This window comes from Stenotrophomonas sp. YJH_SMC_138, assembly GCF_059369855.1.
Genome location: NZ_JCAFTB010000009.1, coordinates 17,090 through 32,121, shown reverse-complemented (window position 1 = coordinate 32,121; position 15,032 = coordinate 17,090). Strand labels below are relative to the sequence as shown.

Sequence of the window (15,032 nt, the reverse complement as noted above, 5' to 3'; positions counted from 1 at the left end):
TCAAGCCAAAAAATTCAGCAATGCGAAGACCGCTGTTTTCAGGGAGCGTTGTGGCGAATAACGGAGAATTTACATTCCCGATGCGATGGCGCCCTGGCGCTGCTGCACACCATAAGAATGTAAAGGTGTACCCCCATGAAGAATTCGCTGATTGCTCTGGCCCTGGCCGCTGCCCTGCCGTTCACCGCTTCGGCTGCTGAGAACCTGTCCTACAACTACGCCGAAGCCGACTACGCCAAGACCGACGTTGAAGGCATCAAGGCCGACGGCTGGGGCGTGAAGGGTTCCTACGGCTTCCTGCCGAACTTCCACGCCTTCGGCGAATACAGCCGCCAGGAAATCGACCACACCAACCTGAAGGTTGACCAGTGGAAGGTCGGTGCCGGCTACAACGTTGAAATCGCTCCGAGCACCGACTTCGTTGCCCGCGTTGCCTACCAGAAGTTCGACCGCAAGCACGGTCTGGACTTCAACGGCTACAGCGCTGAAGCCGGTATCCGCACTGCCTTCGGCGCCCACGCCGAGGTCTACGGCATGGTCGGTTACGAAGACTACGCCAAGAAGCACGGCGTCAATCCGGATGGCCAGTGGTACGGCCGCCTGGGTGGTCAGGTCAAGCTGAACCAGAACTGGGGCCTGAACGGCGAGCTGAAGATGAACCGCCACGGCGACAAGGAATACACCGTCGGCCCGCGCTTCAGCTGGTAATTGCTGCCTCGGCGCGATTGCGCGCTGGAGACGCCCCAACAGGCCCGGCATTTGCCGGGCCTGTTGCGTTTGCGCCGTGGCAAACCGGAATGCTGTCTGACTGGCGGAATGCGCGGGCCAGCCATTGCAAGGAATTGGATTCCGCCGCTGCGGGCACCGACCTACGTTGGATGTCCCATGTTGCCTGGACATGCCGCAATGCCGCTGACCCTCCCGCCTCTGCTGCCTGATCGGCCACGACGCCTGGCGCTGCTGGACCCGCACCCGGTACTGCGGTTGGGCGTGGAAGTGCTGCTGCGCCAGCACGCGGGTGTGCAGGTACGGGTGAGCCTGTCCAGCGAGGCGCACCTGCTGCACCTGCTGGAGCGCAGCCCGACGTGTGTCGACCTGCTGCTGATCGATGCGTTGCCCATGGGCGACCTGGGCGATGGGTTGGCCCTGTTGCACGTGCTGTCGCAGCGCTGGCCGGCACTGCCGGTGCTGGTGCTCTCGGCACACTGCAATGCCAGCACGGTGGCCACCGCGATGCGTGCCGGTGCGCGCGGCTTCCTGTCCAAGTCGACGCCACCGGACGTGTTGCTGCGTGCCATTGATGTGGTCGCCCGGGGAGGGCGCTTCGTGCCACCGGAGCTGCGCGCGGAACTGAACCTGCCGGGCACGCGTGCACGCAGAATGCCGGCCCCGGCACTGGTGCCGTTGAGCCAGCGCGAACGGGAAGTGCTCGGGCTGGTGCTGAAAGGGGTCAGCACCAGCGAAATGGCCCTGCGATCGGGGCGTTCAGCCAGCACGATCAGCTCGCAGAAAACCTCGGCCTACCGCAAGCTCGGCATCCGCGGGGACGGTGACCTGTTCCGCTTCCGCCACCTGCTGGAATGCGGATGAGCGGCGTTACTCGCCCTGGTACTGCTTCTCTTCCACCAGTGCAGAACCGGCCACGCGGTTGATCTCGTTCTTCACCTGCACGCGCTCGCCATTGGTGCCATAGACACCGCGTGCCAGCTGGATGAATGCATCATCGAACACCTGGGCCGCTTCCTTGTCGCGCAGCTGGTCCTGGATGTCCCACATACGCTCGTTGATCGCCTTCAACTGCTGCTGCAGCGCGGCCAGGGCCGGCTGTGCCTGCAGCTGCTGCTGCAACAGGGGCAGCAGGCCGTCCAGCTCGGTGCGCACGTTGGTCAGCTTGGCGGCATCGTCGATGCGCTCGGCCTTGATCTGGAGAATGGTGATCTTGTCGATCAGCTCGCCGATCGATACCGGGGTCAGGATGGCGTCCACGCGGTTGGTTCCTGGAAACAGGGCGCCATGATACCGCGCCGCTGGCGCATGGCCCCGATCCACGGGATTTACGCCGAATTTGCGCCGCGGCCCGGGCCGCACCCTCGATCCGTTACGGCCACGCGCTGGACACTGCCGTCCCGGCGGCGTGACCGCCTTCGACGAGGAACACAGTGCAGTGAACAGCAAGGGGATGATGGCGGCGGTGGTGGCCGCCCTGGCAGGGCTGCTTGGCATGGGCAGCGCGCAGGCACAGGTGCAGGTGCAGGTCAGTGGCAGTGCGGCCTTGACCAGTGACTACGTGTGGCGCGGCAGCTCGCAGAGCGATGGTGACCCGGCGGTGCAAGCCGGCGCGAAGATCTCGATCCCATCGGGCTGGTACGCCAGCGTGTGGGGGTCCAACGTCTCGTTCAAGCCGGACAATGGCGCGCGCAGCGAGTTCGACCTGGTGGCGGGCTGGTCCGGCGCGCTGGCACCGGACTGGACGCTGGATGCGAACCTGACCCGCTATGTGTATCCGGGTACCGGTCGTGCGCTGGACTGGACCGAACTCAACACCACCGTGACCTGGAAGCAGCGCGCCTGGCTGCAGGTCGCGCATTCCAACGATGCGTTGGCCGGTGGCCATCGCGGAACCTATGCCCAGCTGGGCGTGCGTGTGCCGCTGCACGAACGCGTCCGCCTGGAAGCAGCGGTGGGCCAGTACTGGCTGGCCACCGCGCAGGGCCCGGATTACCTGCATGGCCAGCTCAGTGCCATTGCCACGCTGACTCCGGCATGGGAGCTGCGCGCCACCGTGCATGACACCGACAGCGCGGCCAAGCGACTGTTCCCGGGCAATGCCGGTGGACGCTGGGAGCTGGCGCTGCAGGGCAGCTTCTAGTTCGACGATGCCGCCTGGCGCGCGCGCAGCGCGCCGGGCAGCCACAGCAGCAGGGCCAGCACGGCCACGGCGGCACCGGCCACGCAGACGCCGGTCCAACCGTAGCGCTGGTAGACCTGCGCCGACAGCAGCGAACCCAGCGAGCCGCCGATGAAGTAGCCGGTCATGTAGCCGGCATTGAGGCGGTTGCGCGCCGCGGGCTGCAGCGCATAGATCAGGTTCTGGTTGCTGACGTGCAGCAGCTGTGCGGCCAGGTCCAGCACCACCACGCCGATCAGCAGCGCCAGCAGCGAGTGGGCCGACAGCCCCAGTGGCAGCCACGACAGCAGCAACAGCACCAGCGCGATGGCAGTGGCGCGTCCGGTCTGGCCGCGGTCGGACATGCGCCCGGCCAGGCCGGCCGCCAGCGTGCCGGCTGCACCGACCAGCCCGAACAGGCCGATGGTGGCATCGCTGTAGGCGTACGGTGGCTGCGCCAGCAGGAACGCGAGCGGGGTCCAGAAAATCGCGAACATGGCAAAGCTGCAGGCACCCAGCAGGGTGCGCTGGCGCAGCACCGGCTCCTGCACGAACAGCACGCCGATCGAGCGCAGCAAGGCGAAATAGCCCAGGCCGGCGCTGTGGTGGAATCGCGGCAGGCCGCGCTGCAATGCCAGTGCGGTCAGCACCAGGGTGCCGGCAGCGATGGCATACACCAGGCGCCAGTCACCCAGGCTGGACAGCAGGCCGGCCACGGTACGCGCCAGCAGGATGCCCAGCAGCAGGCCACTCATCAGCGTGCCGACCACGCGGCCACGATGTTCCGGCGCGGCCAGCGTGGCCGCGAACGGCACCAGCACCTGTGCCACCACCGAAAACAGACCGGTGATCGCGGTCCCGACCAGCAGCCAGGCCAGCGACGGCGCGCAGGCACTGATCACCAGGCCACCGGCCGACAGCAGGCTCATCACCACGATCAAGCGGCGGCGCTCGAACAGGTCACCCAGTGGCACCAGCAGGATCAGTCCGGCGGCATAGCTCAGCTGTGCTGCGGTAACCACCATGCCGACCTGGCCGAACGGCACGCCGAAGGCATCTGCGATGGTGTGCAGCAGCGGTTGCGCATAGTAGTTGCTGGCCACGGCCACGCCGGTGGCGACCGACATCAGCAGCACCTGCCAGCGGTGCAGAGGGGGAAGGGACGGGCTCACGCGGTGTTCCAGGAAGCGGGGTGCACAGTGTCCGCCTGCTGCGGTCATGATGGAAATGAATCATCATCATCCTTGTCATCTGAAAACAAGATAGCTGGATGAACCTCAAGCAGCTCGAGTTTGCCGTCGCCCTGGCCGAGGAGGGCAATTTCACCCGTGCCGCCGAGCGCTGCCACGTGGTGCAGTCCGCGCTCAGCCACCAGATCGCCCACCTGGAACAGGAACTGGGTGCCACGCTGTTCGAGCGCCTGCCACGCCAGGTGCGGGCTACCGCCGCCGGCGAGGCGTTGCTGGTGCACGCACGCCAGGTGCTGGCCAGCCTGCGCCACCTGCGCGCCGACGTGGCCGCCGTCAGTGGCGAAGTGCGTGGCCTGCTGGCCATCGGGCAGATTTCTTCGCTGACCGACATCGACGTCGTGGCGATGCTGGCGGCCTTCCAGCGGGTGCACCCACAGGTGGAGTTCCAGCTGCGCGTGGACAAGAGCGAAGACCTGATCGCACAGGTGCAGTCGCGCGCGCTGGATGTGGCACTGGTCGGCCTGGCGCCGTCGGCAGCGCTGGATGGCGTCTGCCACCAGGTGCTGCAGGAGGAGGATCTGGTAGCGGTACTGGCGCCGTCGCACCGGCTCGCCGGGCGCACGCGGCTGCCATTGACCGCACTGCAGGATGAAGCGCTGGTCGACTTCCCGCGCGGTACCGGTGCGCGCCGGCAGACCGACGATGCCTTCGCCGCCGCTGGCCTGCCGCACACGGTGCGTTTCGAGGTCAACCTGATGGAACTGGTCGAGCGCTTCGTCCGCCACGGATTGGCGGTCGGCATCGTGCCGGCGTTGATCGCCGAAGGTTTCCAGGGCGTGGTTCAGATTCCACTGCAGCCGACCCCGACCCGGCGCGTACACCTGGTCTGGCAGCGGCTGCCGACGCCGGCCGCGCGCGCCTTCGTCGAGGCCGTGCTCAGCCGCGCAGGCGCAGGCTCAGGCCCTTGAGGAAGTTGCGCAGCATCTGGTCCAGGCAGCGCCGGTAGTTGGTGTGCCCGGGCTGGCGGAACAACGCACCGACTTCCGACTTGGACACGTTGAAGCCGGCGCTGGCGAAGATCTCCATCAGGTCCACGTCGCGCAGCTGGAAGGCCACGCGCAGCTTCTTCAGCACCAGGTTGTTGTCGATGCGCGTTTCCACCGCACGCTGCGGCTGGCTCTCGTCGCGACCGCGCAGGTGCACGATCAGGCCATCGAGGAAGTGCGCCAGTGCGCTGTCGTTCATCGCCTCGAAACCGGCTTCGTCCTCGCGGCGCAGCCAGGCCTTCACCTGCTCGGTATCCACGGCGAAGGCCGGGTCGGCCATCTGGCACAGGGTGACCACGTGCTGGTCACCCAGGTCCAGGGAGTAGCGCACGCTGCGCAGGACATCATTGTTGATCATGGCGCAATTGTACCGGTCACCCCGGCACGTGGGGTCGCCGCCGGGGTCAGATCCCTTTGCTCCGCAAAGGGATCTGACCCCGGATCCGGCCGATCCGGCAACACGGGTGCTGCCGGACGGTGCCAGAATGGAGATCTGGTTTTCCCCCTGGAGTTGCCTGATGACCCGCACTGTCCTGATTACCGGCGCCACGTCCGGCTTCGGCGCCGCCGCCGTCCACCGCTTCGCCCAGGCCGGCTGGAAAGTGATCGCCACCGGCCGCCGCGGCGAACGCCTGCAACCGCTGGTCGAGCGCTATGGCAAGGACGTGGTGCACGCCGCCGCCTTCGACATCCGCGATCCGGTGGCGATGGAGGCGGCCCTGCTGGCGCTGCCGCCGGCCTTCGGCGAGATCGACCTGCTGGTCAACAACGCCGGTCTGGCGCAGGGCACCGCACCGGCACAGAGCGCCAGGCTGTCGGACTGGACCACGATGATCGACACCAACATCACCGCGCTGGTCACCCTGACCCACCGCCTGTTGCCGCAGCTGGTGGAGCGCAAGGGTGCGATCATCAACATCTCGTCGGTGGCCGGCGTCTACCCGTACCCGGGTGGCAACGCCTACGGTGGCACCAAGGCCTTCGTCAGCCAGTTCTCGCTGGGCCTGCGTTCGGACCTGCACGGCACCGGCGTGCGCGTGACCACGATCGAGCCGGGCATGGCCGAGACCGAGTTCACCGTGGTCCGCACCCATGGCGACCAGAATGCATCGGACAAGCTGTACAGCGGTGCCAATCCGATGACCGCCGAAGACATCGCCGAACAGATCTTCTGGGTGGCCACGCTGCCACCGCACCTGAACATCAATCGCCTGGAGCTGATGCCGGTCAGCCAGTCCTTCGCCGGGTTCCAGGTCGCCCGCGAGGGCTGACGCCGTGTGTGGAGTCGAGCCATGCTCGACTCGGCAGAAACAAAAAAAGCCGGGCAATGCCCGGCTTTCGATGCAGTCCCGCAGAACGTCACTGCGCCTTGATGGCCATCGCCTGCAGGCCGGTGCCATCCAGCTTCTGCTTCGCTTCAGACAGTTCGCCGGCGCTGCCGTACGGCCCCATGCGCACGCGATACACGGTCTTGCCGTTGATCTGCGCCGACTCCACGCGTGCCGCCAGGCCCATCATGGCCAGCTTGGCCTTGGTGGCTTCGGCGTCGCCGGACGCACCGAAGGCACCTGCCTGCAGGATGTAGCGGGCGTTGTCGGCGGGCGCCGGTGCGGCAGTGGTCGCCGGCGCGGTGGGCGCGGCTTCCGCGCGCGGCGCGGGGGCGGCGGCCGTGCTGGTCGACGCCGGTGCGGTGCTGGCCGGCGGCGTTGCCGCGGCCGGGCGCTCGCTCAGCGGTGCCGGCAGCGGACGGTTGCTCGCGGTCACCGGTGCGGTGCTGGCGACGCTGGCCGTTGCGGTCGGTGCCGGCGTGGCCGTGCTCGCCGGCGGCACCGGCTTGCCCTCCAGCGCGGCCTGCGCGCGCGACGCTTCGGCCTTGGCCCGGCGCTGGTCCTCGGCACGCGCGCTGGCGGCCAGTTCGGCGTCGGACATTTCCACTTCCTTGCCCGGCAGCAGGGTGTAGAAGTCGTACTGCGTCGCCGCGGGCTTCTCCGGTTCGGCCGGCTTCGGCGTGGCCGGCTGCGCGGCTGGCTGGCTGCCGACATCGCTGTCTGCATCAGCAACCGGGGCCGGCTGCGCGTTCGGGTTCGGCTGCGGACCGGCGCGCAGGAAGCCGTCGCCTTCGCCCTTGAACAGGTTCGGCGCCGCCAGGAACACCACGGCGGCGATCGCCACACCGGCCACCAGCCACACCCATCCGGGTGTGCCCTGGCTGCTGCTGTTGCGTCGTGCCTGGGTTTTGCCGCGTCGTGCTGCCATGTGTACTGCGTCTCCTGATGCTTACATTTTTTCCGGGGCGCTCACGCCCAGGAGTTCAAGGCCGTTGGCCAGCACCTGGCGCGCCGCGCAGGCCAGGGTCAGCTTGGCGTTGCGATCGGCGGCGTCTTCCACCAGCACCGGCGTCCCGTGATACCACGTGTGGAAGGCATGCGCCAATTCACGCAGGTACTGCGCCACCAGGTGCGGCTCCAGCGCCACGCCGGCCGCTTCCACCACTTCCGGATAGCGCGAGATCTCGTTCATCAACAGCAGCGAGGCATCGTCGGCCAGATGGCCAAGGTTGGCCAGGCCATGGCCCTGCTCGTACACCAGGCCCTTTTCCTGCGCCTGGCGCAGCAGGCTGCAGACACGGGCGTGCGCGTACTGCACGTAGAACACCGGATTGTCGTTGCTCTGCTGGCGCGCCAGGTCGATGTCGAAGGTCAGCTGCGAATCGGGCTTGCGCGCGATCAGGAACCAACGGGTGGCATCGCGGCCGGCTTCTTCGATCAGGTCGCGCAGGGTGAAGTAGCTGCCGGCACGCTTGGACAGCTTCACTTCCTCGCCGCCGCGCATGACCGTGACCATCTGGTGCAGCACGTATTCCGGCCAGCCCTGCGGGATGCCCACTTCCATCGCCTGCAGGCCGGCGCGCACGCGCGCCAGCGAGCCGTGATGGTCGGCGCCCAGTTCGGTGATCGCGCGCTCGTAGCCGCGCTGCCACTTGGACAGGTGGTAGGCCACGTCCGGCACGAAGTAGGTGAAGGTGCCGTCGGACTTGCGCATCACGCGGTCCTTGTCGTCACCGAAGTCGGTGCTGCGCAGCCACAGCGCGCCGCCTTCCTCATAGGTGTGGCCGGACGCCTGCAGCTTGGCCACCGCTTCGGCAACCTTGCCGTCGGCGTACAGCGAGCTTTCCAGGAAGTAGATGTCGAAGTCGACACCGAACGCGGCCAGGTCCAGGTTCTGCTCGTTGCGCAGGTAGGCCACGGCGAAGCGGCGGATTGCCTGCATGTCGTCCGGGTCCTTGGCGCCGACCACGGTGCTGCCTTCCAGGTCGACGCTGGCACCGGCCATGTAGGCGCGGGCGACATCGGCGATGTACTCACCGCGGTAGCCGCCTTCCGGCCAGCCGTCCTGATCGGGTGCGATGCCCTTGATCCGCGCCTGGGTGGACAGCGCCAGGTTCTCGATCTGCACGCCAGCGTCGTTGTAGTAGAACTCGCGCTTGGCGTTCCAGCCGTTGGCATCGAGCACGCGGGCCACGCAGTCGCCGATCGCCGCTGCGCGGCCATGGCCGACATGCAGCGGGCCGGTCGGGTTGGCCGACACATACTCCACGCCCACCGTGCGGCCATTGCCGGACAGGTTGCGGCCGTAGTCGTGGGCTTCCTTGATGACTGAGGCGGTTTCGCGCTGGTACGCGGCCGGGGCCAGATGGAAGTTGATGAAGCCGGGGCCGGCGATCTCGACCTTGCTGACGTCCTCGCTGCGCGGCAGCGCCTCGACCAGTGCCTGTGCCAGTGCGCGCGGATTGCTGCGCGCGGCCTTGGCCAGCAGCATCGCGGCGTTGGTGGCGAAGTCGCCGTGGTCACGGGTCTTCGGGCGCTCGACCACGAAGTCCGGCGGCAGGGAGTCGGCGGGCAGGGTGCCATTGGCGCGCAAGGCTTCGATGCCTTGGCTGATCAGGGCGCGGAGGAGATTTTTCACGAGGCCTGCTGTGAGAATGAGCGGCGGAATCGCCCATTTTAGCGCAGATGCCCGCGCCCACGCTGACCAGGACATGCCTGCGGGGCGCCCGCCCGGCCCTGACCAGGGCCGTTCAGCCGAACAGGCGCGGCTGGGGCGGGGACAGCAGGCCCCGTTCAGCAAATGAAACGGGGCGGCCCTCGCCGACCACGAAGTGGTCGAGCAGGCGCACGTCCACCAGTGCCAGCGCCTGCTGCAGTTCATCGGTGATGCGGGTATCGGCGCCGGAGGGCTCGGGGTCGCCGGAAGGGTGATTGTGGCTGAGGATCACCGCTGCCGCATTGTGCAGCAGGGCTCGACGCACCACCTCGCGGGGATAGACCGGGGCGGCATTGATGGTGCCCTGGAACAGTTCTTCGCAGGCGATCAGGCGGTGGCGGTTGTCCAGGAACAGCGCCATGAAGATCTCGCGGGCCTGGCCGCGCAGGCGGTGCTGCAGATAGCGGCCGACCGCAGCGGGGTTGTTGCCGACGGCCTCGCCCTGCTGAAGTTCGGCCGCCAGATAGCGGTGGGCCAGTTCCAGCCCGGCGGCCAGTGCACAGCTTCGAGCAGGGCCCAGCCCCGGCAACCGGGCCAGCTCGCGGGCCGGGCGGTCCAGCAGCACACGCAGGGGACCGTGCGCCTGCAGCAGGTCGCGCGCGGTCTGCACCGCATCGCGTCCACCGAAGCCGGAGCCGAGGAACAGTGCCAGCAGTTCTGCGTCGGACAGCGTGGCGGGGCCGCGTGCGATCAGCTTCTCGCGGGGACGTTCCTGTTCGGGCCAGTCGTGGATGGGCATGCCTGCATCATCGCCAGTGGGGGCGATGCGGCCCATCAGGGCAGGACGCATGCCCGGGTCGGCCGTTGCCTCAGTCGCGTCGCGACTGCAGGTAGGCGAACAGCTCCTGGTTGTTCTGCAGCCCCAGCTTGCGCTTGGCCTCGGCCTTCTGCCGGCTGATCGTCTTGGGGCTGCGGCCGCAGTGGACGGCGATGGCGTTCACTTTCAGCCCGGCGGCCAACAGGTCCAGCACTTCCTGTTCGCGGGCGGACAGCGCCGCCGGTTCGCGCGCGAACATCAGGTCGCGCGCCTGCAGGTGGTGGCGCAGCTGCTGCGAGACGAACACCTGCCCTGCCATGGCCGCGTTCAGGGCCTGCGGCAACTCGCCGAAATCGGCGCACTTGTCGACCAGGCCGCTGACACCCTCACGCAGCAGGCCATCGAGCAGGCCGGGGTGGCGGGCGCCGGTAAGCACCACCACGGGCATGCGCGGGTGGCGTGCGCGCAGTTCAGCGATCAGTTCCGGGCCATCCGGGCCGGTGCCCGGCATGGAGAGGTCGGTCAGCACCGCGTCGCAGCCGTGGTGCTCGACCAGCTGCAGCAGCTCGGCGCCGTCACGCGCGCTGCCGACGACCTCCATCAGGTGGGTCTGCAGCACGATGCGGATGCCGTGCAGGACGACGGGATGGTCGTCGGCGATGATGATGCGCGGGTGCACGCGGAATCCTCGAAAAGCGAAGCGGCACACCTGCGGCGGCCACTGACGATTCTGCAAACGTGGCCGGCCTACAGGTATAGGAAAGTTCCGAATCGCAGTGTCGTGAACCCCGGAAGCGCTGTGGTGCAAGTCCCATCTGCTGATAGCTGCCCGCTATGTGCGCTGTGCACCGGGACATTACCGACCATCGGGTAAGCTAATGCCCTCGTTTGCACAGGAATTCCAGGTGGCTGACTCCCCCAACGCTTCCCCCGCGCCCGGCCGCGCGCTGGAAGGCCAGAAACTGCTGTTGTGCGTCGGAGGCGGGATCGCGGCCTACAAGGCCCTGGAACTGGTGCGACGCCTGCGTGATGCGGGCGCCCAGGTGCAGGTGGCGATGACCGCCGGCGCCCAGCAGTTCGTCACCCCCCTCAGTTTCCAGGCCCTGTCCGGGCAGCCGACCCGCACCACGCTGTGGGACAGCGCCGCCGAACAGGCCATGGGCCACATCGAGCTGGCCCGCTGGGCGGACCGCATCGTGGTCGCGCCGGGAACCGCCGATCTGCTGGCCCGGCTGGCCCAGGGCCATGCCGATGACCTGGTCAGCACCCTGTGCCTGGCCAGCACCGCACCGCTGACGATCTGCCCGGCGATGAACCATCGCATGTGGCTGCATCCGGCCACCCAGGCCAACATCGCCCTGCTGCGCCAGCGTGGTGCGCAGGTGATCGGCCCGGTCGATGGCCCGCTGGCCGAAGGTGAATCCGGTCCCGGCCGGCTGGCCGAACCCGGCGACATCGTGGCCGCGCTGGCCGCCAATGGCGGCGCCGCTGCGACGGTTGCCGCGCCGGAAACCCGTGCCCTGCAGGGGCTGCGCCTGCTGATCAGTGCCGGCCCGACCTACGAAGACATCGATCCGGTGCGTTACGTCGGCAACCGCAGCAGCGGCAAGATGGGCTTTGCCCTGGCCGCCGCTGCTGCCGCGCTGGGCGCGCAGGTGGTGCTGGTCAGCGGTCCGGTACAGCTGCCGACGCCGCCGGGCGTGCAGCGTATCGACGTGCGCTCGGCCGCGCAGATGCGCGATGCCGTACTGAAGTCGCTGCCCGCCGACATCTATATCGGTGCCGCCGCGGTGTCCGACTACACGCCGCGCCAGGTCGCCGCGCAGAAGCTGAAGAAGACCGCCGACAGCCAGTCGCTGGTGATCGAACTGGTGCGCACGCCGGACATCCTCGCCGAAGTCGCTGCACAGACGCAGTCGCTGAAGCTGGTGGTCGGCTTCGCCGCCGAGACCCACGACGTGGAGAAATACGCGCGCGGCAAACTGGTCGACAAGCGCCTGGACCTGGTGATCGCCAACCAGGTCGGCATCAGTGGCGGCGGTTTCGAGAGCGACAACAATGCCGCCACGGCCTTCTGGCAGGACGGCGAACAGGTATTCCCGGCCACTTCCAAGCGCGAGCTGGCCGAACAACTGCTGGCGCTGATCGCGCGGAGACTCCAGGCATGACCCAGGCATCCACTTCCCACCCGCTGCAGGTCAAGCTGCTCGATCCGCGCTTCGGCGACAGCTGGCCGCTGCCGGCCTATGCCACCGAGGCCAGTGCCGGCATGGACCTGCGCGCGGCGCTGGATACCGCGCTGACCCTGCAGCCGGGCGACACCGCGCTGGTGCCCAGCGGCCTGGCCATCCATATTGCCGACCCGAACCTGTGCGCGGTGATCCTGCCGCGTTCCGGGCTGGGCCATCGGCATGGCATCGTGCTGGGCAACGGCACCGGCCTGATCGATGCCGACTACCAGGGGCCGCTGCTGATCAGCGTCTGGAACCGTGGCCGCGAGGCCTTCACCATCGAGCCGGGCGATCGCATCGCGCAGCTGGTGGTGGTTCCGATCGCCCGCGTCAGCCTGCAGGTAGTGGATACTTTCACCGACAGCGTGCGGGGCGCGGGTGGATTCGGCCATACCGGGGTGCGTTGACAGGGGACATCGATGAGCGGCATCGGGGAAGGACAGCGGGGACGGTCGTTGGGTCGCAGTGCACCTCTACTGGGGGTGCTGTTGATCCTGTTGGCCGGCTGGTTCGGATGGAGCGCGGTGCAGCAATGGCGGCAGGAGGCCAACGGGCAGGCGCTGGAAGAGGCGCGTGACCAGGCCGTGCAGGGCCTGCAGCAGGCTGCTGCGGGCCAGTTGCAGCAGCTGCAGCAGCAGTTGAAGAACGATCGCGTGCAGCAGGCGCTGCAGGCCGGCGACGCCGCTGCGGCGGCGCTGGCCGTTCGCGAGAGCTGGACCGGAGTCGAGCAGGTCGAGGTGCTGGCGGCCGATCTGGCCAACGCCTATGCTGATCCGGCCACCTTCGGGTATTCCCGCCTGGCGCTGCTGGAAGCGGCGCTGGCCGAGGCCAGGCCAAGCCTGCGCGTGGTCCGCGACGGCGGCGGCAACCGCCTGGGCCTGGCCGCGCCGGTGCAGCTGGGCAGCCTGGGGCCGGCCGTCATCTATGTCCGCCAACCGCTGCTGCGGCTGACGTCGCCGCTCGACCAGGTCAGCGCGCCGTCCGCCGGTTTCCTCGGCCTGCGCCAGGGAGCATTCGATCTGGTCACCCAGGGCGACCCGAGCCTGGCCGAAAGTGCGGAAGCGCTGGCGCGCCCGGTTGCAGGCACGCCGTTGCGGCTGGTCGCGTCGGTGCCGAATGTCGAGGCCGGTCCGCTCGGCCTGGGCGCGCTGGCCAGCGCCATTGTGGCGTTGCTGCTGGCGTTCATTGCCGTGCTGCTGGTGGTGGGGCGCGACCGGCTGCCGAAGTCGCTGCCGTTGCCGCGCCGCGCCGCCGCGTCCGAGGCCGACCATGGCCCGACCCTGAGCGAGAGCCTGCAGCAGGCGCCGCCACCGGTGGCCGCCGTGACCGGCAGTGGCGATGCCACGCCACCGCCGCCACCGCCGGTGCCTGCCGAAGAGCTGGCCGCCGGCATCTTCCGCGCCTATGACATCCGCGGCGTGGTGGGCAGCGAACTGACACCCAAGACCGCGGCGCTGATCGGCCAGGCCATCGGCACCGTGGCACTGGAGCAGGGCCTGCGCGAGGTGGTGATCGGGCGCGATGGCCGCCTGTCCGGACCCGAGCTGACGGCCGGGCTGGCCGAGGGCCTGCGCCGTGCCGGCTGCGCGGTGATCGATATCGGCCTGGCGCCGACCCCGCTCGTGTACTACGCCGCCTTCCATCTGCGTACCGGCACCTGCGTGGCGGTCACCGGCAGCCACAACCCGCCCGAGTACAACGGCTTCAAGGTGGTGATCGGCGGCGAGACGCTGTCCGGCGATGCGATCACCGACCTCTACCAGCGCATCGTCGAGGGCCGCCTGGTGCAGTCCGCCGAGCCGGGTGACTACCAGCAGCGCGATGTCAGTGCCGACTACATCCAGCGCATCGCCGATGACGTGCAGCTGGACCGTCCGCTGAAGGTCGTGGCCGATGCCGGCAATGGCGTGGCCGGCGCACTGGCCCCGCAGCTGCTGGAAGCAATCGGCGCCGACGTCATTCCGCTGTACTGCGATGTCGATGGCACCTTCCCCAACCATCATCCCGACCCGAGCGAGCCGGCCAACCTGGAAGACCTGGTGCAGACGGTCAAGCGCTTCGGCGCCGACCTCGGCGTAGCCTTCGATGGCGACGGCGACCGGTTGGGCGTGGTCACCGGCGAAGGCAGGATCATCTATGCCGACCGCCTGCTGATGCTGTTCGCTGCCGACGTGCTGATGCGCAATCCGGGCGCGATGGTGATCTACGACGTCAAGTGCACCGGCAAGCTGTCCGACCATGTGCTGCGCAACGGTGGCAGCCCGCTGATGTGGAAGACCGGGCATTCGCTGATGAAGGCGAAGATGCGCGAGACCGATGCCGAGCTGGCTGGTGAGATGAGCGGCCACTTCTTCTTCAAGGAACGCTGGTTCGGTTTCGACGACGGCCTGTACGCCGCTGCGCGCCTGCTGGAGATCCTGGCCCAGCGCGAGGAAACCCCGGACGAAGTACTGGGCGAACTGCCGGAGATGGTCGCCACGCCGGAGCTGAAGGTAGCGGTGGCCGACGGGACGCCGCATGCGTTGGTGGCGATGCTGGTGGCGGCGGCGCAGTCGCCGGACAACCCGTATGTGGGGGGCCGCCTGTCGACCATCGATGGCCTGCGCGTGGACTTCGCCGATGGCTGGGGCCTGGTGCGCGCCTCCAACACCACGCCGGTGCTGGTGCTGCGGTTCGAAGGCAACGACGAGGCCGCACTCGAGCGCATCAAGGTCTTGTTCCGCAGCCAGCTGCAGCCGGTGCTGGGCGACACCCCGCTGGGGTTCTGAGGTGGGGCCGGGCGGCGCCCGGCACCCGCCGAATCAACGTCAACGTCAAAGGCCGGCTATCCGTGGGATGCGGGGTGGGTCCGGTTACGGGGGACGCTGCAAGTCCCCC

Annotated in this window: 15 protein-coding genes; 8 read left to right on the top strand and 7 right to left on the bottom strand. The window is 68.3% G+C overall.

Annotated elements, in window-relative coordinates:
• Positions 1 to 135: 135 nt before the first annotated feature.
• Together AC5P7I_RS17130 and AC5P7I_RS17125 are read left to right on the top strand one after the other, a co-directional pair.
• Positions 136 to 708 (top strand): OmpO family porin, encoded by a 573-nt coding sequence (locus tag AC5P7I_RS17130; protein ID WP_014645657.1) that lies wholly within the window; start codon positions 136 to 138, stop codon positions 706 to 708.
• 198 nt (positions 709 to 906) lie between these two features.
• Positions 907 to 1,590: a response regulator transcription factor gene (locus AC5P7I_RS17125; RefSeq protein ID WP_032961444.1), complete on the top strand. Its 684-nt coding sequence runs from the start codon at positions 907 to 909 to the stop codon at positions 1,588 to 1,590.
• 6 nt (positions 1,591 to 1,596) lie between these two features.
• Here the strand turns inward: AC5P7I_RS17125 and AC5P7I_RS17120 are convergent, their stop codons facing one another.
• The gene (locus AC5P7I_RS17120) at positions 1,597 to 1,986 is read right to left on the bottom strand and encodes a DUF6165 family protein (RefSeq protein WP_164077655.1); all 390 of its coding nucleotides are present in this window, start codon (positions 1,984 to 1,986) and stop codon (positions 1,597 to 1,599) included.
• A 178-nt stretch (positions 1,987 to 2,164) separates the two neighbouring features.
• Between AC5P7I_RS17120 and AC5P7I_RS17115 the strand changes: the two genes are divergently transcribed.
• On the top strand, positions 2,165 to 2,869 hold the full coding sequence (locus tag AC5P7I_RS17115; RefSeq protein ID WP_262087967.1) for a TorF family putative porin: 705 nt from the start codon (positions 2,165 to 2,167) through the stop codon (positions 2,867 to 2,869).
• Here the strand turns inward: AC5P7I_RS17115 and AC5P7I_RS17110 are convergent.
• On the bottom strand, positions 2,866 to 4,014 hold the full coding sequence (locus AC5P7I_RS17110) for an MFS transporter (RefSeq protein WP_329768298.1): 1,149 nt from the start codon (positions 4,012 to 4,014) through the stop codon (positions 2,866 to 2,868). The genes AC5P7I_RS17115 and AC5P7I_RS17110 overlap by 4 nt on opposite strands.
• Positions 4,015 to 4,157: 143 nt before the next feature.
• Here AC5P7I_RS17110 and AC5P7I_RS17105 point away from each other — a divergent pair, with 143 nt between their 5' ends.
• Positions 4,158 to 5,045, top strand: a complete 888-nt coding sequence (locus AC5P7I_RS17105) for a LysR family transcriptional regulator (RefSeq protein ID WP_014645661.1) — start codon at positions 4,158 to 4,160, stop codon at positions 5,043 to 5,045.
• On the opposite strand, the gene AC5P7I_RS17100 is transcribed toward AC5P7I_RS17105, so the two are convergent.
• The gene (locus AC5P7I_RS17100) at positions 5,014 to 5,481 is read right to left on the bottom strand and encodes a YehS family protein (RefSeq protein WP_014645662.1); all 468 of its coding nucleotides are present in this window, start codon (positions 5,479 to 5,481) and stop codon (positions 5,014 to 5,016) included. The genes AC5P7I_RS17105 and AC5P7I_RS17100 overlap by 32 nt on opposite strands.
• Positions 5,482 to 5,641: 160 nt before the next feature.
• On the opposite strand from AC5P7I_RS17100, the gene AC5P7I_RS17095 reads away from it, so the two are divergent.
• Positions 5,642 to 6,394 carry an SDR family NAD(P)-dependent oxidoreductase gene (locus AC5P7I_RS17095; protein WP_014035694.1) on the top strand — a complete coding sequence of 251 codons (753 nt, stop codon included), beginning with the start codon at positions 5,642 to 5,644 and terminating at the stop codon, positions 6,392 to 6,394.
• 88 nt (positions 6,395 to 6,482) lie between these two features.
• Here AC5P7I_RS17095 and AC5P7I_RS17090 read toward each other — a convergent pair whose 3' ends face one another.
• The 4 genes from AC5P7I_RS17090 to AC5P7I_RS17075 form a co-directional block, all read right to left on the bottom strand.
• A complete protein-coding gene (locus tag AC5P7I_RS17090; protein WP_032961433.1) occupies positions 6,483 to 7,379 on the bottom strand; it encodes an SPOR domain-containing protein in 897 nt (298 codons plus the stop codon).
• Positions 7,380 to 7,400: 21 nt separating this feature from the next.
• Positions 7,401 to 9,089, bottom strand: coding sequence for an arginine--tRNA ligase (gene argS, locus AC5P7I_RS17085; RefSeq protein ID WP_262087968.1), 1,689 nt, complete (start codon positions 9,087 to 9,089; stop codon positions 7,401 to 7,403).
• A gap of 112 nt (positions 9,090 to 9,201) precedes the next feature.
• On the bottom strand, positions 9,202 to 9,906 hold the full coding sequence (gene radC, locus AC5P7I_RS17080) for a RadC family protein (RefSeq protein ID WP_014035697.1): 705 nt from the start codon (positions 9,904 to 9,906) through the stop codon (positions 9,202 to 9,204).
• Positions 9,907 to 9,976: 70 nt separating this feature from the next.
• The gene (locus tag AC5P7I_RS17075; protein ID WP_014645666.1) at positions 9,977 to 10,603 is read right to left on the bottom strand and encodes a response regulator; all 627 of its coding nucleotides are present in this window, start codon (positions 10,601 to 10,603) and stop codon (positions 9,977 to 9,979) included.
• Positions 10,604 to 10,802: 199 nt separating this feature from the next.
• Here AC5P7I_RS17075 and coaBC point away from each other — a divergent pair, with 199 nt between their 5' ends.
• The 3 genes from coaBC to AC5P7I_RS17060 are packed head-to-tail and all read left to right on the top strand — an operon-like array spanning position 10,803 to position 14,923.
• Positions 10,803 to 12,092: a bifunctional phosphopantothenoylcysteine decarboxylase/phosphopantothenate--cysteine ligase CoaBC gene (gene coaBC, locus AC5P7I_RS17070; protein WP_014645667.1), complete on the top strand. Its 1,290-nt coding sequence runs from the start codon at positions 10,803 to 10,805 to the stop codon at positions 12,090 to 12,092.
• On the top strand, positions 12,089 to 12,562 hold the full coding sequence (gene dut / locus AC5P7I_RS17065; protein ID WP_014035700.1) for a dUTP diphosphatase: 474 nt from the start codon (positions 12,089 to 12,091) through the stop codon (positions 12,560 to 12,562). Before coaBC ends, dut begins: the two co-directional genes overlap by 4 nt.
• A gap of 12 nt (positions 12,563 to 12,574) precedes the next feature.
• Positions 12,575 to 14,923, top strand: a complete 2,349-nt coding sequence (locus AC5P7I_RS17060; protein WP_262087969.1) for a phosphomannomutase/phosphoglucomutase — start codon at positions 12,575 to 12,577, stop codon at positions 14,921 to 14,923.
• The last annotated feature ends 109 nt before the right edge of the window (positions 14,924 to 15,032 follow it).